This is a genomic window from Glutamicibacter uratoxydans (genome assembly GCF_050753455.1).
Taxonomy (GTDB): domain Bacteria; phylum Actinomycetota; class Actinomycetes; order Actinomycetales; family Micrococcaceae; genus Glutamicibacter; species Glutamicibacter uratoxydans_A.
Map to the genome: position 1 here is coordinate 3,049,427 of NZ_CP192736.1, position 20,474 is coordinate 3,069,900.

Here is a 20,474-nt window from a genome sequence, read left to right on the forward strand (position 1 = left end):
GCAGACTCTTAGTACGCAAGACTTCAGCAAGTGAGCCAGCGCGACGTGCACACAGCAATGCCGCGGCAACTCAGCATTTCTGTCGCTGAACTGCCACGGCATGAGCCCATCGGCGGGTTAGTTCGTCTCGGGATCCGGGGTTTCCCCCGGAAGACCAGCCACCGGCAGTCCACCGGTCACCGCCGGGACAGCCGCGGTGTCCGGGTTGGCATCCACGTCTTCGGCCGGACCAGCGAACTGCGACTGGTATAGCCGGTAATAGGCACCCTGCCGCTCCAGGAGTTGCTCATGGTTCCCCTGCTCAACGATCCGTCCAGCTTCCATGACCAAAATGGTATCGGCATCCCGGATGGTGGACAGGCGGTGAGCGATCACGAAACTGGTACGGTCGGTACGCAACGCCGCCATAGCCTGTTGCACCAACACTTCGGTTCGGGTGTCCACCGAGCTGGTGGCTTCATCCAAGATCAACAACGACGGGTTGGCCACGAACGCTCGCGCGATGGTGATCAACTGTTTTTCACCAGCCGAAACGTTGGTTCCTTCCTCATCGATGACAGTGTCATACCCTTCAGGCAGGGCACGCACAAAACGATCCACGAAGGTGGCTTTGGCCGCTTCGATAACCTCTTCATCGGTTGCTTCCAAGCGCCCGTAGCGGATGTTTTCCATGATCGTGCCGCCAAACAACCACGCGTCCTGTAGCACCATCCCTACCTTGGAACGCAGATCAGCGCGGGATAGATGGGTGATATCCACGTTATCCAACATGATCCGCCCCGAATTCAGTTCATAGAAGCGCATCACGAGGTTAACCAGTGTGGTTTTACCTGCACCGGTTGGTCCCACAATTGCCACGGTGTGTCCGGGGTCCGCGTCAAAGGACAAATCTTCGATCAGTGGCTTGTCCGAGCTGTATGAGAAACTCACGTTTTCGAAGGACACGTGACCATCGGTCCGCTCGGGCAACCGTTCCCGTGCGTCTTCCGGATCCTGCTCTTCGGCATCTAAGAGTTCAAAGGTCCGCTCGGCGGAGGCCACGCCCGACTGCAACATATTGGCCAATCCTGCCATCTGTGCCAGCGGCTGAGTGAACTCGCGGGAGTACTGGATGAATGCGGTCGCATCTCCCAGGGTCATTCCACCCGAAGCCACACGCAGACCACCGACTACCGCAATACCCACATAGGACAGGTAGGAGACGAAGTTCATCACCGGCATGATCATCCCGGAAACAAACTGGGCACCGAAACTGGCTTTGTAGAGCTCGTCATTGCGCTGGGTGAAACGATCCACCATGTCATCTTCGCGGCCAAAAACCTTCATCAAGTCATGACCCGAGAAGGATTCCTCAATCTGCCCGTTAAGCGCACCGGTGTTCTTCCACTGCGCGGTGAAAAGCTTCTGTGCACGGGTGCCGATCACACCCGCAGCGACGGCGGAAAGCGGCAGCGCCACTAAAGCGATCAGCGCCAGCTGCCAGGAGACCACGAACATCATGATGACAATGCCAATGACGGTCAGCGCAGACTGCACCAACTGGCTCAATGCCTGCTGCAGCGCATTCTGGATATTGTCCACGTCATTGGTTACCCGGGAGAGAATGTCGCCACGCTGCCGAGTATCAAAGTAATTCAGTGGTAAGGCGTTGATCTTATCTTCGACATCCTTGCGTAGCTTGTGCACTACGCGCATCACGAGCTTATTCAGCAGCCACCCGGAGAGCCACATAAAGATCGAAGCGATGAAGTACATGGACAGCACGATCAGGATGTAGCGCGAGAGCTGAGTGAAGTCGATGCCTTGGCCTGGAACAAAGTCGATCCGCGAGAGCATATCTGCCTGCGTATCTTGCCCGGAAGCCCGCAACTGTTCGATTAGCAGGTCGGCGGGGGTTCCTGCCGGTAGGTTCTTTCCGACAAGTCCGGCAAAGATGACATCCATGGCGCGTCCGAGCACCCGAGGGGCCACGACCGAAAGCACCACGTACACGCCGATCAGCGCGAAGACGATCACCATACCCAGCTTGTACGGTGCCAGTAGCCCTACGAGACGCTTGGCCGAGGGCCAAAAATGCTGTGCTTTGCGCACCGGGGCTTCATCCCAGCCGTCACCGCCGGCGGCTACCTCGAATTCATCGATTTCTTCCAATTCCACATCGGTCTTCACCGCGGGGCTGGTGTTTTTCTTTGATTTCTCCCCCATTTAGGCCACCTCCTCCGCACTTAGCTGTGATGCAACAATTTCTTGATAGGTTGTCGAGGACTGCAAAAGTTCCTCATGAGTACCGCGGTCAACGATCTGCCCATGATCCAATACCAGAATCTGATCGGCTCGGGTAATCGTAGAAACACGTTGAGCCACGATGATCACCGCGGCGTCTTTGGTCGGTTCTGCCAACGCAGCCCGCAACTTCGCGTCGGTCGCGACGTCCAAAGCGGAGAAAGAGTCATCAAAGAGATAGGTGCGAGGCTTAGCGGCTAACGCTCGAGCAATACACAGTCGTTGACGTTGACCGCCAGAGACGTTGGTGCCACCCTGCGAGATCCGGGACTCTAACTGACCTTCGCGTTCAGTGACAAAATCCTCGGCCTGAGCGATTCGCAAGGCCGCCCAGAGTTCTTCGTCAGTGGCTTTTTGGGCTCCGAAGCGGAGGTTACTGGCCACCGTTCCGGAGAACAGGTAGGGCCGCTGCGGAACCGCGGAAATATTCTTTGAAATCGTCTCTCGGCCCAGCTCATCAACCGGCACCCCACCAATCAGAATCTGCCCGCGGGTGACATCGTAGAGCCGCGGAATCAGGTTCAGCAACGTCGTCTTACCGGAACCGGTGGACCCAATAATCGCGGTTACTTGGCCAGGTTCGGCGGTGAAGGAAACATTATTGAGCACCGGTTCCTCCGCGCCGGGGTAGCCGAAGCTGACATTACGGAACTCCACGGTACCCGGGGTCGGCAACTGCATGTCACGATCTTCGGCTTCGGTCATGCTCGGCTCGGTACTCAGTACCTCACCAATACGATCGGCCGACACCATCGCGCGTGGAACCATCATGGCCATGAAAGTACCCATCATGACCGCCATGAGGATTTGCAAAAGGTATTGCAGGAAGGCGGTGAGTGCACCGACTTCCACTTGGTTCGTATCTACCCGCTGCCCGCCGAACCACAGCACAGCTGCGGTGGCTAAGTGCAAGATCATCATGATCGCTGGGAACATCAGCACAAACAGGTTGCCTACCTTGATCCCCAGGTTGGTCAGATTCTGGTTAGCTTGGGCATACCGCTCGGATTCATGCGCTTCTCGCACGAACGCACGCACAACACGAATACCTGTGATTTGTTCACGCAGCACTCCGTTGATTCCGTCGATCCGTACTTGCATCTCACGGAACAAGGGCATTAGCTTGATGACAATGATCCCTACGGCAAGTAGCACCATCGGCACCGAAACCCAGACCAGCCAAGAGAGGCCCGGGTCTTCACGGATGGCCATAATGACCCCACCGATCGACATGATTGGCGCAGAAATCATGAAGTTCAGCGCCATCAACGTCAGCATCTGAACCTGTTGCACGTCGTTGGTGCCACGGGTAATCAGCGTGGCGGCCCCAAACTTGTTCACGTCTTGAGCTGAGAAAGTGGAAACCTGCTCGAAGACCGCCTGTCGGAGATCCCGTCCAAGGCTCATCGCGGTTTTAGCGCCAAAGTACACGGCCGCGATGGCGGTGACCACCTGAACGAGCGCAACGACCAGCATGATTCCGCCGGTACGCCAGATGTAGTCGATATCGGTTTGTACAACACCGACATCGATAATTCTGGCGTTTAAGCTGGGCAGTAGCAAGGTGGCGATGGTGGTCAACATTTGCAGTATGACCACTGCAATAATCCATCCCTTATAGGGCTTGGAATGTTCTAAGATCAGCTTGAGAAGCATCTGGTAAATCCTCGCTGGCATCAGGCTCTACGCAGCGGTACCGCTTCGGATTAAGGGCAGCGCGATCGGAGAGCGATAGCTAGTCTAGCGCGGACGAATGACAGAAAGAGTCATCCTTCCGATTGATTTTAGCCAATCACTGCCCGGAGCTGATTCAGTCCCTCAGTTCCGGGGTGAATTTCAGAGGACCTAAGGCAGTCCGAGGTTCTTGCCAAGGGACGGAGCCGCTGGATCTTCGCTCGTTACACACTTGTCCCGCGGAGCAGGTTCCGTGGATTACGCACCCGCCCAGCACGAAGCTCCTGAACGATCCACACAGCGACTTAACGCTTTTCGAATCCTCATTCAACGTTGTACCGGAAGCATTGAGTAAGCTCACTCTGCCTCCGTAGTGTTTCCCTGTTGGATTGGTGAACCTAGGCTGCCCTTGGCTCGATTTGTTCCTCTTCGCCAACCGCAGGTAATCCACATGAGTATTATTCCTGCGCGTCAGAGAATCAACATGGAGCTCATTACGAAATTTTCGGCTCTACGATGCTCTACCCCCAGGCAAATTCTTGGGGCCACCCAATTAGAATCCTGCGGGGAGAAAGACCGAACAAGCCGCCGAATACCAGCGTATTCGGCGGCCCTTAATAAGTTTGTTCAGCCTGTTAACGCGCTGAGACCTTCACCAATTTGTGGTTAATGAACTCGTCCATGCCGTACTTGCCCAGTTCACGTCCGATACCTGAGCGCTTTACGCCACCAAAAGGTAGTTCGGCGGCGCTACCTGATGGCTCATTGATGGCCACCATCCCGGCTTCGAGGCGGCGGGAGATCCGCTCGGCGCGTTCGTGGTCGGCGGTATGAACCGACGCGCCCAGACCATAGTCGGTGTTGTTCGCGAGCGCGACCGCTTCTTCCTCTCCATCAACCTTGTAGAGCACTGCTACCGGGCCGAAGAGTTCCTCAGAGAAGGCCCGCATCTCCTCAGTGACACCAGCCAAAACCGTGGGTTCAAAATAGGCACCGTCACCGTCGACAGGCTTTCCACCAGCAAGTACGGTGGCTCCCTTATCGATGGCGTCCTTGACCTGTGCAGCCAACCCATCACGTGCGGCAGCGGAGGATAGTGGGCCAAGGAAGGTGTCAGGTTGCGTCGGGTCGCCCATCTTTATGGTTTCCACCTGCTCAACTAGCGCCTTGGAGAACTCGTCGTATACCGCGGAGTCAACAATAAAACGCTTGGCAGCATTGCAGGCCTGCCCGGTGTTTGCGAAACGGGCACGCATGCCCATCTTCGCAGTACGAGCCACATCCGCATCCTCCATGACCAGGAAGGGATCGGAGCCACCAAGTTCGAGGACAACCTTCTTCAAGTTCCGTCCGGCGATTTCGGCTACTGCAGCTCCGGCGCGTTCCGATCCGGTTAGCGATACACCTTGGACTCTGCGGTCAGCGATGATATCGGCAACTTGCTCGTTGCTGGCAAAGATATTGACGTAGGCACCCACCGGCGCGCCTGCATCCTTGAATATCTGTTCCATGGCCAGCGCTGATTCGGGGCATTGCGGTGCATGCTTGAGCAGGATGGTGTTGCCGTTCATCAAGTTTGGTGCGGCAAAGCGAGCCACCTGATAGTACGGGAAGTTCCACGGCATGATACCCAGTAGCACGCCTACGGCCTCCTTGCGCACCAGCGCCTTGCCACCGGAAGCCACCTCAAGTTCTTCGTCTTCTAAGAACTTTGGCCCATTCTTTGCGTAATAGCGATAGATCGAGACCACGATCGAGATTTCGCCTTGCGCTTGGCGTGCTGGCTTTCCCATCTCGCGGGTAATGATCGCGGCCAATTCCTCCGCGCGTGATTCGTAAATGTCCGCAATGCGCTCCAGCAGCGCGGCGCGCTCGGCAACCTCCGAAGTGGACCATCCGCTAAAAGCGTGATGTGCCTTGGCGATAGCATCTTGAATTTGGGTATCACTGGCGGTCGAGTAGGTGGATTCCACCTTGCCAGTGGCCGGATTAGTCACAGCGTAAATCGACATCTCACTCCTTGAAATGCGGTGATGCCCCGCGGGCCACCTTGACAACGAATCCCCTCCAGCTTGTCATGGATCACACTGCTACGATAGCTCGCTAGCCCTTTCGAAGATCGATTCGCGCCCAGCGAACGTTTAGCTGAGTACGCACTCGAAGCTCTCGGCTGCCTGACTAATTTGCTGAGCCAAGGCAATGTCACGTTGCGTCAGCTTTCCACCCACATCATGGGAGGTTAGCGAAATCTTCAGCGAGTTGTACCGCCAATCAACATCGGGGTGATGGTTCGCGTCCTGAGCTAATTGCGCAATGTGCACGAAGAGGTCAATTGCTTGTTGTGCTTTGCGGCAAGTAATGGTCACCTGCAATGCATCATCCGTGTACCGCCAGCCGGGCAGACGCTTGAGGTTGAGTTCAATTTCCTCGTGATTCAGCACTTCATCCGGAGACATGACACTCCTTGGGTTAGGGCACCGACAAAATTTGAGTAGGACCGTCATTCCAGTCTGCCACCGAGGCAATGAACCCGAAAGGGGCTCAGCAGTACGTTCCCATTCATTGAGTGCGCGTTGAACATTTCGGCGCTTATGGCTAGCGGGCAGTGAGTCAACTCACTATAGTGGAAATCAGATACCACGATATGGAAGAAGGTTTGAAGATGAGCGCAGAAAATTCACAACTGGAAGTTGGGCAACAAGCCCCTGCCTTTATCCTGCAGGACTCAACTGGTCAGCAGGTTTCCCTCGCCGATTATGCTGGCAAGAACGTCATCGTGTACTTCTACCCCAAGGCCGCAACCCCGGGGTGCACTACCGAAGCCTGCGATTTCCGCGACAACCTCAACTCTTTACAGGGAGCCGGCTACAGCGTGCTGGGGATTTCTCCGGACTCCCCCGACGAGATTTCCAAGTTCGCAACGGATGAAGCACTGAATTTTCCGCTTCTTTCTGATCCGGAACATGCAACCGCCAAGGCTTACGGTTCCTTCGGTATGAAAACCGTCAACGACAAGACCTTCGAAGGAACCCTACGCTCTACCGTAGTAGTGGATCCCGAAGGGAAAATAAGCCATACCGAGTACGGAGTTGACGCACAAGGCCATGTCCGCCGGCTGCGTGAAACTCTCGGAGTGTAAGTCTTAGCCAGGTGCATTCCTCAAGTCGCGGCGGGCATGCTCGTCGCGACTTTTCGTTTCTCACATCAGGAAATTTGAGGCAGAAACTCTCGTCCTTGCTCGAGGTAACTGCGCATGTCGGTTGCTGGCACCATGGATCCGCCCGTTGACCACACCAAGTGCGTACTATTAGCCAGTTGCTCGTCACTCAGCCCAGAAATAGCGCGGAAGTCCGTCGCGGCATTCACACGCCAGGGCAGCAAGAGTCCTGCGGTCGCTGATGGTTCCACACGGATGTTCTCGGTCTCATCAAGCAAGGCGGTCAAGGCCAACATCTTCTCGTCATCCACTGTGCAGTACCCATCAATCAGCTCGGCGAGCGCCCTCCCAACAAGTCCCGAGGGTCGGGCTACCGCTAAGCCGTCGGCGACAGTTGCTCCTGTAAGCCCTAGGTCGAAGGCCGAGATCTGTTCGTGTAGTCCGGTACGCGCACCAAGTGTGACAGCTGGGCAGTTGCTCGGTTCAGCGAAAAAACAGTACACCGCATCTCCGAATACCTGCTTGAGGCCGTAGGTCACTCCTCCGGGACTTCCTCCCACCCCGCAGGGTAGATAAACGAAAAGCGGGTGTCGCTCATCCACTGTGACCTCAAGTCCCTGCAATTGGCCGGCGAGCCGTTGAGCGGAGGCTGCGTAGCCCGCGAATAGCGCCAGCGAGTTTTCGTCATCCACAAAGTGCACTTTGGGATCGCGGGCGGCTTCAGCTCGACCAGCTGCCACAGCTTGGGTGAAATCACCTGGATGCTCCACCACCTGCACCCCATGGGAGCGCAGCAGTGCTTTCTTCCATGATCGGGCGTCGGAGGACATGTGTACGGTGGTTTGTAATCCCAAGGCTGCGGCGGTGATGCCGACAGACAACCCGAGGTTTCCGGTGGACCCCACGCTGATCCCGTACTGGGACATCACTTCTCGCACGTCCGGTTCTGCGAACCGTTCATAGTTATCGTCGGGGCCGATGACCCCTGCGTCAAGAGCGAATCGTTCGGCTACCTCTAGTACTTCGTGAATCCCGCCACGGGCCTTAATCGAACCAGCAACCGGCAACAGGTCATCGCGCTTGAGCCAGAGTTCGCCAGGCAGTGTTGCACCTAAGCGTCGGTTCAGTTCCTGTTGCAGCTGCGGGATCCCGTGTACCGGGGATTCAAGGATTCCGTGGCTGGATCCAGTTTCTGGGAATTGCTTCACGAACCAGGGAGCGAATCTGTGCAACCGCTGGCGTGCATCAAGAGTTAGCTCGGGGTCTAAGCCGCTGCGTTGAAGAGCTTGCGCCGCCGGAGTATCTCCGCTTCGAAACCAGCTAGTCTCTTCACCACGAGCCATAGCCGCCACAATGGGGTCTTGAAGTAGCTTGTCGATTTCAGGTGTCATTCGGTCCGCTCCCGTCATTTTCCTATTGCGTTAAAGCGTCAGTTCATCCCCCGAGAATCACGCAATCTCGTGACGGTCAGAGTCTAACCTCTCCTCTGGTCTCGTTAACATAGCTTCGCCAACTAATTATCCCGCTGACCCGGCATCCCCAAACTGATAATTTGCTCCACCGTTTCCTTGGAAGAGATCTTGAAGAGCATATTAGGCAAGTCGGCCCAATGCCTCGGCAGCAATTCAAGCCGTGTGACCTCCCATGCGCAGGCGGTATGGATCCCCAATTGGTCCAGTCGCAGCTGGAACCAATTCGTTTGCTTTCTACGGCCTGCCACTGCAGCTAGCTGTTGCACCGCTGGGGGAATCAATACGTGGAGAAGCGCATAGAGTTCCGGGGTGAAGTTAGCGGTTTTCCACTCTTGCACGCCAAATTTCCGCACGGGATCCTGCCTGATGTTTCCGTACAGCACCTCGGCAATCAGATGCTTACGCCACGTGCTTGGTGGCATCGCCGATGTCTTGCTTGGCGCTGGCAGGGGGTAGTCCAGCAAGGTTGCGTCCCAACGCAATTCGAGTTTTTCACTCTCCGTTGGCTCGGTATCTTGAGCAGGCACTGGCAAACCGTATTTATCCACCGGTACATAAATCGGGTTTTTATAGGTCGGAACCCCATTTGCATCGCGAGTCAGAACCACTCGTCGGTAGGCCTCGGTCGCAGGAGCTGTCCCAACGGCTTCCGAACCAACAAGTTCATTGGTCCACAGGTCAAAGTTTTTTGAGTGTTCGGGTGACGTATTGTCCATATTGCTCTCATCCCTTCAAAGGATGCAGGGAACCATGCTCATTTTGTGAGTCCCGCATGGTTCCTGCCGACTTACCCGTGAGCGTTGACTCACGGGTCGGTTCTTCCCCTGAGGCACCCCGCTCGGAATCGGAGGGTTGCCGCAGAGTGTCGCCGTGCCTTCCAGGGCCCGGTAGGCACGGAAGACGTCAGTTCCGATTCGACTAAGCAGTTGCTCCGCTGCACAATGGCCAACCTTTGACTTCGGTTACCGGTAGGTAGCCGCCCTCCCAATGATATCCCTTCACATCCATTGCGCCTGGCTCATACTCAGCCGTCTTAAACAGAGCCTCAGGTCTCTTTTTCTGCCTCTCAATGGCCAAGAACTACGCCGAGGACAGGGTTCTATGGCATTTGTACAGCCGATCATTTTTGAATCCTTGTCGGCCCTGCTGTTCATGCTGGACCCATTACGCAGTCTGGTCTTTCTCGCCGGCTCCTAGGTTGAGCACACGAAACGGATCGGCGACTTAAACTGCGTGGGATTGTTCTTCAGCAGCTACGGTTTTTTAATCCGGTGAACCCATCCATCGTTACGGCATCAATGCCCTGCTTTCAGCATTGGTCTTGGTCGATCAGCAGAATCTTGAACACGGTTTAGGAACGGCTCGGAACCATATCCATGGTCGCTGTGCCGGTGTCTTTGCGTACTTGGTGAGATCTACGATCACCGTGAGGTACTTGACGCCGGTGCGTGCATGCCTCCAGACGTGCTCGTCAACGCCAAATACTTTGATGCCATTGAAGCGATCGGAATCGTGGATGAGCAGTCGTTGGTCTCAAGACAGCACTACTCGATTAGCGGCACGACACCGAGGTCTTTTGCTAATCCGTAACTCCCACTGGCGCTGACAGTCCGGTCTTGCCAGCACCTAGCGCAGTCCGGTCCTACTGATTTTCAGTCGTTCAACCGCGACTGAGGACAGGTCATCCCGCCACACTGGTCGACGATGAACGTGACGGTAGCGGTGGTGCTTAATGACCAAGAACAGCGGGCCCCTATCTGAAGGATTCGTTGGAGAATCTGCAGGTGACGGTATCGCAGGGAACCCTGCATCTAGGGCACCACGGGTTCGGTGGTGGCGACGTCGCAGGGGATTTTAGTTTTTATCGGGCGGGTGTTGTTGGTCCGGCGCCGTTGCTCTCAGCCGGTTCACGCAGGTGAAAGTAGTGAAATCTGTTGCGATGAAGGTTAGATTGGGCAGCGTCGAGGTCTTTCGAAGATGGGTAGTGAGGTAACTTCCATTCTTTTGGAAGACTTCGACGTATCATTGGTTGGCGAGGTGCCTGGGATCCGGGGGTGATTTTCACCGGTTACACGCCCACTCCTGAAGAACCCCTTAAATTCCTGGAGCCAATTTACTTTTCTCCGTTACTACGCCCGCAGGACTCATTGAACGAACCAACTAATGCAATCAACATGTTGTGTGCAAGAATCCTTGCGTGAACATGCACCGCAACTCGAACCGTGCATAAATGAATGAATCTGAGGTAAGTGGCTTTGGAGAACAACGCAGCGCAGCGAACGAACGCCGCTCGGATCTTGATCGTGGCCTCTGGTGTGGTTGCAGCCCTGCATATTTGGAAGCTTCCCTCGGCGCTCCCAGTCATTCAAGAACAGCTGGGATTCTCACTCCTTGTTGCCGGGGTACTGCTCGGCGTCGTTCAGGTCGCTGGAATGCTTGGCGGCCTGCTGTTTTCCCTGCTCGCGGAGCTCATTTCGGCACGATGGACCTTTATCACCGGGCTTACCTTGCTCATCATAGGCTCAAGCATCGGTTCGCTGTCGCAGGATGCCACACTCCTGATTGCTTCACGTATCCTAGAGGGCGCTGGTGTGGTGATGTCCGCAGTGATGGGACCAGGGATCATCCGCATGCATGCTCCTATCCCCCGGCTCAACCAAGCCGTTGGCTGGTGGGCCGGATATATGGGGATGGCTACCTTTGCCGGTGTCTTTGCCACCGCTTGGTATTTGCAGTACTTCACCTGGCAATCTTGGTGGCTGATTCTAGCCATTCTCACGATTGTTCCGATCCCGCTCATTCTGAAGATAATCCCTCCGGAGAAAACCTCTGGCTTCGCGGGAGTGAGAGTAGCGATTAGCCGCATCACTGTCACGGCGTCTTCCGGCCGGGTCTGGCTCAGTGGATTCATCTTCGGCTGTTACACGGTGCAGTGGATGGCAGTTATTGGATTCCTGCCCAGTATCTACCAGACCTTTGGTCTTAGCCCGCTGACCGGCGGGTTCCTTTCAGGTCTGGTGGGCGGACTCAACGCCGTGGGCGCAATCATTACAGGATTACTGTTGCAGCGTGGCGCGTCAGGTAAAACCATGCTGATCCTGGCCTTCAGCATCATGGCACTGACGTCCTTCGGAACATTTGCTTTCAACTACCCCACCTCGTTGATCGCTCTGCAGGTAGTTCTGGTGGGACTGTTTTCCCTCTGTGGAGCGATGGTTCCAGCAACCATGACCCGCGTAGCTATTGAGCTCGCACCTTCAGGCGGCTCAACGCCCGCAGCAGTGGGGTTAATGCAACAGATATTCAATGTTGGAAACTTCACCGGCCCCATGCTGGCGGCTTGGCTTGTCACTCTGACAGGCAGCTGGAACACCACATGGTGGATGACAGTGACCTTTGGGCTGCTGGGCATTGGGCTGACGCTTATTTTGTCCCGCGGTGATTCTCCGCTACAGAAGATTCATGCGTGATTCCGCATAATCGGCCACACACGCAATCTGCACCCTAAGTCTTCAACAACCGCAAACACTTTACTTGGCATTTAACGCAGGAATTCCCCGACCCAACGTAGTGGTTTGGGTCAGGGAATTCAGTTTTGACTCTGCGTCGCAGATTCAGGTGTGGTGTTTACCAGAAAACGGCGATTGCGATATTGATCAAGGACAGGCCACCAACCGCATGTGCTAGACCGGTCGATACCTCTTCGCCGCGCTTAGCCTTGCGACGACCAATGATCGCAGCCACAAGAATGCCGATGAGGATGACCGTCTTGATACCGATCTTCATGTGGTTTAGACCAGCACCGCCATCGGAGGCCGACATTTCAGCGATGCCGACCAGCAGAAGTCCGGTGACCAGCTGGATCCAAGCACCGAGGTGCTGCCAGAAACCCACGGTCGGGGTCTTGAAGGTGGCCAGCCAGCCGCCAAGTAGTGCTGCGGCGCCAACTAGGTGAAGAAAGACAAGGGGGGTATGAAGAAATTCCATAGCTTTATCCTAGCCAATGGCCATCTCAAAGTGTCCGAGAAGTATTAGTTTACGCATAAACTACTATATCTCTGCTCACATCAAATAGCTTTTGCTACGTGATGGAGTTCGTTTTCGTCCAACCAGAACTTTCACTGTCGAAATAGCTTGTCAAAGCCGTAGCTGCGTGAACTGCGGCAACACTTTGCGCAGAATATCGCTCAAGGTCATGACTCCTGCGAATTGGCCTTCCCGCGTGACGATAGCGAACTGTTCGCCAGCTTCACGCATTGTGGCTAATCCGGCTCTTCAGGATTCAGAGTGTAACCGCGGCCTAAACCCGCCAGTCTCCAGCAACGACCGTGCGATATAGTGCGCCAGATTCCTGAACCCCAACGCGATACCCCGTAAGTGCTCCAGTCTCCCATTTAAGGCCTCGGTGGGGCCGTTCGAGCTGCCCACGTGATCGAAGTAGGCCAGGATGTCATTCTTGCGACGTTTCAGCGTGGTGCCCAACCGTTTCAGCTCCGGTAATCCCGCAGGCACCTTTGCTCCGATCTCGTCAATCAGCGTCGATAAGGCCCACTTGCCGACCTCGACTTTTGGCTGCCGATAGGCATCGACCATCCGCTGATACACGCTCCACACCAGCTGCACCGGCTCATACGCCGGCTCGGTGAACAGGTCCTCCAGCTTGGCTTTCTGCTTCTCGATCGCCAGATCCAATCCCACGGTCAGTGTCCTGCGAGCCTTGTAGAGCGGGTCGTCTTTCAACCCGCGCCGTCCGTGCTGCTCGCGTTGCACCCGCTGCCGGGTGCGATCCAACGCGTCCGATCCGAGCTTGACCACATGAAATGGGTCCAGCACCTGAACCGCCTCAGGAAGTTCCTCGACGGCCGCGGTTTTGAAGCCGGTGAACCCGTCCATCGCGACCACTTCAATGCCCTGCTTCCACTGGTCCTCGCGTTCGGTCAGCCAGGTCTTGAATACCGCCTTTGACCGGCCCGGGATCATGTCCAGCAGGCGGGCGGTGCCGGTGCCGTCGCGGACCGCGGTCAGGTCCACGATCACCGTCACGTATTTGTCTCCGGTGCGGGTATGCCGCCAGACATGCTCGTCGACACCGAGCACCTTGACCCCGTCAAACCGGGACGAATCGCTGATCAGGACCCGTTGGCCTTCGGCCAGCACCGCGTCATTGGCGGTATTCCACGTGACGCCCAGAGATTCGGCGATGCGGGAGACGGACAGGTGCTGGCAGACCAGCCCGTTCAGGGCCCAGGCCAGGCCGGTGCGGCTGATCTTCTGGCGTTGTGCCACCGCCTTGGAGAGGTCCTCGCGCCACACGTGCCGGCAGGAGGGGCATCGGTAGCGGCGGTGCCTGATGACCAAGACGGTGGGCCGCCACCCGAACGGTGCGTGGGCGAGCCGGCGGGTGACCGTATCGCGTGGGGCGCCTTCGGATCCGCAGCGGGTGCACCACGGATCCGGTGCGGTCACGCGGCAGAGGATTTCGGCTTTCGCCGCGGTGAGGTGCTGACCGATCGCGGTGAGGCCCAAGCCGTCGAGGCGGGTGAAGGTCGTGAGATCCGGTGCGGTAAAGGTAGACTCGTGCACTGTCGAGGTCTTTCGAAGAAGGTTGTGTGGTAACTTCCATTCTTCGCGAAGGCCTCGACTTTTTGCTGCATTGGTGACACGCCCGGGATCCGGGGTGTTGAATTCAGCTGGTTACACCCTTATTTCTGAAGAGCCAGTTAAGCGTTGCTTTCAAATGAAGCCCACATCACGACCAAAGCCCATGCGCGACGCACCGGCCCCTACGGAACCTCCTGAAGAAGCTGCGATCCCTAAGCAAGAAATTGCTCCAGAAACCCAAAGACGCCACCTCCAGAACGAGGCGGCGTCAAAGTTCAGCTACGCCATGAAACCCTAGACTGCGGCGCATCCACCTTCGACCTGGCTGGTGGTGCCGGTGATGAACTGGACCCTGTGATTACGTGTGGCACGGGCATCAGTGTTCCCGTCGCGCAAAGCGATCGTATGGTCTGGCACGAAACGCCACATTTTCTCCGAGATGAATGTAGATATGGCCCGCAATTTCGTGCTCATCAACAAGGTAGGCCCAACCTCGACCATGAACCTGGTCGTCCCCCTGAACGCCTTCCCAGGTAAATTCAAATCCGGGAAGACCGTCCTTTTCGATCGCTTGACAGTCCATCCAGCCGTGGACAGAGCCATATGCGAAATCACCGTGCAGCCCGCTAACGAAGCGAATATAACCTGGCTCCACGGCATCCACATCAGAACGAGCATATTCGTCCATCTCGATGATGCGCCAACGACCCACTAATTTGTCCGCGGCTTTCGAAAGCTTGTGCTTCATGCAAGCAAGTGTAGTCACGCTGAAGGCAAGAGACCCTATACACAACCGCGCTATAAAGCGATGCTAGGAAGTTAGTTGAATTCAGCTATTCCAAACTTGTGCGGGAGCGCCAGGCAGAGCTGGGAACGCCTAGCACACGACTAGACGCTCCCAACTGGTGATCTCTCATAGAGTACGTTCTACGCGTACTGACTAATGGCTACTCCCCTGCCGCTGAGTGCAGCATCTAGAACAGGAAGTGCTCGGCGCCCAAACTCGATGAAGTCGCTAAGGTATATGCTGTATCCCTCTGCCTCTTCATGAGCGGCGAGTTGCGCAGTTTGTTGTTGAGTCAGATCGTCGTCTCGATCTCGGAACCACAGTGGGTGTCCTATCAATACACCGACTTTTTCTTCGTCCAGTAACAGCAGCGGCGCGCCATCGTTGCCGACCCTCGCTACGCGAATACCTGAATGTAAGCTTTCGGCAGTAGCTCGTACTTCCGCTATGCGGTCAAACCAGCGAGGTAGGTTCAGCTCAAGACCAGACGCCAGATCAAGAACGTCCAATGCCAAACGCCAGTCAAGAACACCGTGAAGCCTCTGGTTATCCCAAGACCGTAGGCAATCAGGGCAAGATGTTGAACACTGGCTATGTGCCTTGCTCTCAAACTCGTTCTGGAGGTTCAGACGGGTCGCCTCAAGTAGTTTCCCGAAAATTTCAGACTTCGCAATCTGTGCTGCGTAACCGGCACCATTTTCTAGCGTGTCAGCCAAGAATACTCGTGCAGAAGCAACGCCGTTGACCATTCGGTGCTGCAAACCTGCCTGCATTTCTTGCGGGTCAATATCCAGCTGCTGCTTAGCTGCTGTGCGCAACACTTCAGCCATCGACCACAATGCCGACTCCCCAGCTGGCGCAACATGTGGCGCAGTGGGAATAAACCCACCGCTGGTAGCCAGGCGTGCAAAGTCAACGGTTAGAGCATCAGTCGTTCGAATTTCTCCGATAGCGCTCTTTCCGATCGCCTTTCCGTTAGAAGGCATCGCCTTCCAGCCACTACGGTATAGACCTGAGTTAACTGCAACAACAGAATCATCATCGTCAGTCTTGACCAGCTCAAAATACTGGCCGCGGTTGTCGTTGTACTGAAGAAGTTTCCCCTGCTCATAAAGACGCACATCGACAGCACCAACAGCAATGCCCTGAGGCTCGGCTCCCGTTGAGACGAATGAAGGCAAGCTCTTTGACTGCGAGCGAGACTGATCGATTCGATATGGTCGTGGCATATACGTGGTTCTGAACCCCAGAGGTTCGAATAATTTAAAGACATTCATTGCCGCATTACAGCTCGGGCAAACCGTTACCGATGACCTATCAATGACAGTTGTGGTGCAGTCAGGGCAACTGGCAACTTGGTGTTCTTTACCCAAAGGGTTGGTCGGGAATACCTTTCCATCTCGCTGTTCATAGTTCACAAATCCAGCAGCAACATGGATCATTCTGTCCCGCACTACCTCCGCACCAGGGGCATAGTTTGTAATTGCTATGCCTAGCGGACGGTCAGAAACAACTTTGTCGTCCATCGATTTCGTCGTTAGATTTTTATCCCCAAACAACTGGCGTACACGCGTAGGGAAACCAAACATAGGTAGAAGCCCGCCCAGCGCAAGTGCCTTGCTAAGTTCCCGCTCCGAGATATCTGGCTGCGCAATGATCTTGTCAATTTCACTAACGATGTCGGTACGAACCCACTGAATGACATCTGTGATATCGCCCTCCGTGAGACGCGTATACGAAGTTAGTCGACGGACAATTCCCTCGACTTCGCTATTAGTCTTCAGCCATGATGCCACCCCCGCCTTGCGGGTCGGCCACTCCTCGGTTTGTCCAAATGTCCCGTGTAAGCTCTCCGGGCCCCACTCTGGTGGAGCTGGTAAGGACGCGAACGCACGTTTCAATGTTTCTGCCGCAGCAATTCGCTGCACAATACGCGTCCGCCCAAGATCTAAGAACGGCTGTGGTGGTAAGTCACCAGTCATTCTGTACGCATGATTGAAGTAGTACTCATCATGCGCTGAATCTCGGCAGGAAGTGATTGCGAACGAGAAAGCTTGGCCGGAACGTCCGGCTCGGCCAACACGCTGTTGATAGTTGAAACGCTGCGGGGGCATGTTTGCCATCAGGGTTGCGTTCAATGAACCAATATCCACGCCGACTTCCATCGTCGTAGTAACACTTAGAACATCCAACTCGCAGGTTAGAGCATTCTCAGCAGGTGCTGGAAGCTGCACTCCCTTAAACCAGCGTTGGCGCCGGCGTTGCTCCGCGGCAGGCTTTGTCTGCGCAGTTAATTCTGCGACAGCAATTCTCCGCACGGGCTGCTCGGCAAGCCATCCATAGTAGTCCTGTGCGCCTTGGTCAATTGATTCCTTGGCCAGTTCACTTGATTCGCATCCCTTATTCGCGCAGACTCCTGCCGACGGGTGCAGATGCTGGAAAGCGCATTTAGAGCAAACCCAAACGTTCTCGCCGGCCATAGCGAAACGAACCTTGCTGGAGTTTCCATGAAGCTTCAGCACCCATCCAGATGCGATCCCCGTTCGCTCCAGCACAGCGTAAACCCAGGCTTCAAGTGCTTCCGGTTCTATGCGCTGCTTAGCGGCAACCTTCTTCAAGTAATTCTTTATGGCCGTGGGCGAATTGCTCTTACCAGTGTCAACAGCCCAATACCCCTCGTAGTTCCGTGTCAGACCAAGGATACGAACGCAACTTGAAATCACTTCGGAACCGATGATGCTATCTACCGGACCAACAATGCCCTCAGGCACTGTGACAGGGAACCATGCTAGACGCGTAGATTCGACATCGCGACGCCCAGCGTCAAAGATCTGAATGGCTAATTCGCCATCAAGCATTTTACTAAAGTAGCCCTGTGCCTGAATGGAAGACGAAGGGTTATTCTGGGTCCATAATCCATCGGTAGGTGGCTGATAGTATTTATACCAGGGATCACCATCCACTTCTTGTGCCTTGGCGGAGCTGCCAGCGGGACTCAATCCCACGCGAACCATCTCCGATTCGACACGCGAGCGTAGTTCTCCCCAACCGATTCCTACTTGAGTTGCAGACTCCGCATCGTCCATCAATGCTTGCTGTTCAGGAGAGGCCTGACCTGACATCTTTGCAATTACAGCCATGAACAACGGCATATTGGTGGTAAGGATGTGATCCGCTTGAGCTGCTTCCTGAGGAGAAAGGCTGCCAGGATCGGAGGCCTTTCTGATAAGCAAATCTACAATGCTGGTTTGTGACGCCTCACTGAGTCCCTTGCGCAACATCTGAACCAAGATGTCACCGTATTGGCGAGTAGCCAACGATGCGGCAGTTCGCGCGGCTGAGTCACGATTATCAGTGAATACAATTGTCCGGTAATCTTTCGGCTGCGAGCCAAGAGTTCGGGGTAATTGGCGAAGATAAATCGAGGTTGCCTGTGCCGGCGACGTTGCATGTCCCTGCAACGGTGAAGCCACACGTCCCAATTTGAAATCGTCAGTTTGCCTTGATGATTGGCCACAATGCGGGCACTTCGAAGGAATGGCCGGAGTAACCTCTGAATCCTTACCGGCAATACTTAGCACCCACCCGTTGTTTTCGAAGGCGCCTAGTTGCAGTTTTCCGCCTTCGTCGAGAGTCGCTCTTTGCCAGTTAGCTTTAAATCCCGATACGGTCCATGGCTTGTCCACTCCGACTGGGTCTTGTTTAGACGACGGCCAGAACCATCTATAGTCCTTACGAGCACGGTTAGTCGTAAGGCCAGGTGCATCGCCCAGAACACCGGTCGGCGTTGCGCTCAGCGCTTCGAAGTCTTCGTCCAGTGCCAATAGGTATCCACCCAGGCTTGCGTCACCGCATTCACCACAGAGAATCAGTTCCAGAACTCTCGATCCGCAAGCATCGCAGACTGATAATGGCTGGCCAAAAATCTTTCCAACATGGCGTTCAGCATCCTTGCGTTCTTCGTCAACACCAGAACAAGACGCATTGGTACAGGCCCAAAGGCCTGAAAGGACTCTGGCAAAAATATGGCCACGGAGCGGTACAGGAGTTTTTGCCTTGCTTGCGATGGCTTCAAGTACGGATTTTAGGCCTTCAAGTTTTTGATCTTCGCCATCAAATATGCGTTCAGAAATGGTCGAGAGGAACTGGGCTCGGTACCGCTTTTCGTCAGGGTCGAAGCACGCGCGGGCTACGATTTTGGACAGTTCTTCAGCCCGTCCTACCAAGGCGCCGGCCTTCGCCGCCGCAATCACTTCTTCGCGATCGATCGGTTGCATCGCGTCCAGTTCAAGCGGCTTGCCAGCGGTCACGGTAAACGTGGAAGCATCTACACCGAAGAATTCTTGGAGAAAATCAAGCCCCGCAGCATCGCCTTCCAATGAAGCAGAAGCCGCGACAATTCGCAGCTGAGGGCTATACGGTTCCAGCCCCAATTTATCCAGGATGCGACGTAGTAGTAGCGCTACTTCACTACCTGACGCGCCACGATAAGAGTGCAGCTCATCCACTGCCAAGGTGAACACATGATTAGGATCAGCGGCCAGCCAAGCTTTTGTTTTAGCGAAAATTGGAGACTCAAATTCTCGCATCAGCATTGCATTAATCATCGAGAAGTTCGACACGAAGATATCCGGTGGATCTTGCACCATGTCCCACCTGGCGACCATTTCGTTACGAGACGGATCCGTAAACAGTGCCAGATCTGACTCCGCTACATCACCAGATTCGCGCAAGCTGCTAAATTCTTGCTCCAATTCCTGAATCTCTTTGCTGACTGCTCCAACTTTCCCTTTGTCGCGAGAAGTTGGGAGGCGATTGTTTCCCAACGTTGCACCGGTGTAACGGCCAAACCACAGTCTCGCCTGTGGGAGGTCTTCGGCAATGCGACGGAACGCCAACCTCAGTCGAGTCAGCTGGTCTTCGACGAGAGCATTTGTCGGGTAGAGGATCATAGCGCGCACGGCAGCTGGACGACTTTCGGCTGCACGCATCCGCTGATATTTGGCGCTGGTACCCCGCCACCAGCATTCGACTGGTCCAGGCTTTGTCCACTGTTCAGATTCTTCTACTAAACGGAGCAAGATTGGCAGCAACATAGCTTCGGTCTTACCTGAGCCAGTCCCCGATGTAACGACAACATTATGCCGGCCTGATGTTGCTACATCTCTGTTGGTGGTAATTGCTTCTGCCTGATGCTTACGCAGCTTAAGACGCTCACCATTTTCGAGATCAACGTAATCTCCAAAAAATGCCGCGCCAACGATTCGAGCTACGTTTTCCGAGTACCCTGCAGCTGTCGCAGTTTCCAGCAGATCATCGGTAGCAGGATATGGGAGAACCGGTTCAATTAGCGGTTCTCGAAAAATCTGGCCTTCTTTTGCAACAAGATCCTCGCGGTCGGCAGTCAGACCTTTGGATCGTAGACGGTAATTAGTATTGAAATAACGGAGAAAGGCCTCTTTAAGGTCTTCTGAGACACTTATGGGATTAGGTTTCACAG

The 20,474-nt window shown here is 55.1% G+C and carries 12 protein-coding genes; 2 read left to right on the forward strand and 10 right to left on the reverse strand.

Annotated elements, in window-relative coordinates:
• Nucleotides 1-117: 117 nt before the first annotated feature.
• The 4 genes from ACQQZ8_RS14150 to ACQQZ8_RS14165 all read right to left on the reverse strand — a co-directional run bounded on the left by ACQQZ8_RS14150 (nt 118) and on the right by ACQQZ8_RS14165 (nt 6,413).
• Nucleotides 118-2,205 carry an ABC transporter ATP-binding protein gene (locus ACQQZ8_RS14150; protein ID WP_431710444.1) on the reverse strand — a complete coding sequence of 696 codons (2,088 nt, stop codon included), beginning with the start codon at nt 2,203-2,205 and terminating at the stop codon, nt 118-120.
• Nucleotides 2,206-3,939 (reverse strand): ABC transporter ATP-binding protein, encoded by a 1,734-nt coding sequence (locus ACQQZ8_RS14155; RefSeq protein ID WP_431710445.1) that lies wholly within the window; start codon nt 3,937-3,939, stop codon nt 2,206-2,208.
• A gap of 653 nt (nt 3,940-4,592) precedes the next feature.
• The gene (locus ACQQZ8_RS14160) at nt 4,593-5,969 is read right to left on the reverse strand and encodes an NAD-dependent succinate-semialdehyde dehydrogenase (RefSeq protein ID WP_431710446.1); all 1,377 of its coding nucleotides are present in this window, start codon (nt 5,967-5,969) and stop codon (nt 4,593-4,595) included.
• Nucleotides 5,970-6,098: 129 nt separating this feature from the next.
• Nucleotides 6,099-6,413 carry a 4a-hydroxytetrahydrobiopterin dehydratase gene (locus ACQQZ8_RS14165; RefSeq protein ID WP_431710447.1) on the reverse strand — a complete coding sequence of 105 codons (315 nt, stop codon included), beginning with the start codon at nt 6,411-6,413 and terminating at the stop codon, nt 6,099-6,101.
• A 206-nt stretch (nt 6,414-6,619) separates the two neighbouring features.
• Here ACQQZ8_RS14165 and bcp point away from each other — a divergent pair, with 206 nt between their 5' ends.
• A complete protein-coding gene (gene bcp, locus ACQQZ8_RS14170) occupies nt 6,620-7,096 on the forward strand; it encodes a thioredoxin-dependent thiol peroxidase (RefSeq protein ID WP_431710448.1) in 477 nt (158 codons plus the stop codon).
• A 65-nt stretch (nt 7,097-7,161) separates the two neighbouring features.
• On the opposite strand, the gene ACQQZ8_RS14175 is transcribed toward bcp, so the two are convergent.
• On the reverse strand, nt 7,162-8,505 hold the full coding sequence (locus tag ACQQZ8_RS14175; protein ID WP_431710449.1) for a D-serine ammonia-lyase: 1,344 nt from the start codon (nt 8,503-8,505) through the stop codon (nt 7,162-7,164).
• Between the two features lie 122 nt (nt 8,506-8,627).
• On the reverse strand, nt 8,628-9,302 hold the full coding sequence (locus ACQQZ8_RS14180; protein WP_431710450.1) for a hypothetical protein: 675 nt from the start codon (nt 9,300-9,302) through the stop codon (nt 8,628-8,630).
• A 1,533-nt stretch (nt 9,303-10,835) separates the two neighbouring features.
• On the opposite strand from ACQQZ8_RS14180, the gene ACQQZ8_RS14185 reads away from it, so the two are divergent.
• Nucleotides 10,836-12,056, forward strand: coding sequence for a CynX/NimT family MFS transporter (locus tag ACQQZ8_RS14185; protein WP_431710451.1), 1,221 nt, complete (start codon nt 10,836-10,838; stop codon nt 12,054-12,056).
• A 157-nt stretch (nt 12,057-12,213) separates the two neighbouring features.
• On the opposite strand, the gene ACQQZ8_RS14190 is transcribed toward ACQQZ8_RS14185, so the two are convergent.
• From ACQQZ8_RS14190 to ACQQZ8_RS14205, 4 genes are all read right to left on the reverse strand, one after another.
• Nucleotides 12,214-12,573 (reverse strand): hypothetical protein, encoded by a 360-nt coding sequence (locus tag ACQQZ8_RS14190; protein WP_431710452.1) that lies wholly within the window; start codon nt 12,571-12,573, stop codon nt 12,214-12,216.
• A 288-nt stretch (nt 12,574-12,861) separates the two neighbouring features.
• On the reverse strand, nt 12,862-14,169 hold the full coding sequence (locus ACQQZ8_RS14195) for an ISL3 family transposase (protein WP_431710453.1): 1,308 nt from the start codon (nt 14,167-14,169) through the stop codon (nt 12,862-12,864).
• A 394-nt stretch (nt 14,170-14,563) separates the two neighbouring features.
• Nucleotides 14,564-14,935, reverse strand: a complete 372-nt coding sequence (locus tag ACQQZ8_RS14200; RefSeq protein ID WP_431710454.1) for a hypothetical protein — start codon at nt 14,933-14,935, stop codon at nt 14,564-14,566.
• A 179-nt stretch (nt 14,936-15,114) separates the two neighbouring features.
• Nucleotides 15,115-20,472: a DEAD/DEAH box helicase gene (locus ACQQZ8_RS14205; RefSeq protein WP_431710455.1), complete on the reverse strand. Its 5,358-nt coding sequence runs from the start codon at nt 20,470-20,472 to the stop codon at nt 15,115-15,117.
• Between the last annotated feature and the right edge of the window lie 2 nt (nt 20,473-20,474).

What these genes read in the sequence shown, in the direction of transcription:
- ACQQZ8_RS14150 (WP_431710444.1), bottom strand. Translation starts at nt 2,205, where the DNA reads ATGGGGGAGAAATCAAAGAAAAACACCAGCCCCGCGGTGAAGACCGAT.
- ACQQZ8_RS14155 (WP_431710445.1), bottom strand. Translation starts at nt 3,939, where the DNA reads ATGCTTCTCAAGCTGATCTTAGAACATTCCAAGCCCTATAAGGGATGG.
- ACQQZ8_RS14160 (WP_431710446.1), bottom strand. Translation starts at nt 5,969, where the DNA reads ATGTCGATTTACGCTGTGACTAATCCGGCCACTGGCAAGGTGGAATCC.
- ACQQZ8_RS14165 (WP_431710447.1), bottom strand. Translation starts at nt 6,413, where the DNA reads ATGTCTCCGGATGAAGTGCTGAATCACGAGGAAATTGAACTCAACCTC.
- bcp (WP_431710448.1), top strand. Translation starts at nt 6,620, where the DNA reads ATGAGCGCAGAAAATTCACAACTGGAAGTTGGGCAACAAGCCCCTGCC.
- ACQQZ8_RS14175 (WP_431710449.1), bottom strand. Translation starts at nt 8,505, where the DNA reads ATGACACCTGAAATCGACAAGCTACTTCAAGACCCCATTGTGGCGGCT.
- ACQQZ8_RS14180 (WP_431710450.1), bottom strand. Translation starts at nt 9,302, where the DNA reads ATGGACAATACGTCACCCGAACACTCAAAAAACTTTGACCTGTGGACC.
- ACQQZ8_RS14190 (WP_431710452.1), bottom strand. Translation starts at nt 12,573, where the DNA reads ATGGAATTTCTTCATACCCCCCTTGTCTTTCTTCACCTAGTTGGCGCC.
- ACQQZ8_RS14200 (WP_431710454.1), bottom strand. Translation starts at nt 14,935, where the DNA reads ATGAAGCACAAGCTTTCGAAAGCCGCGGACAAATTAGTGGGTCGTTGG.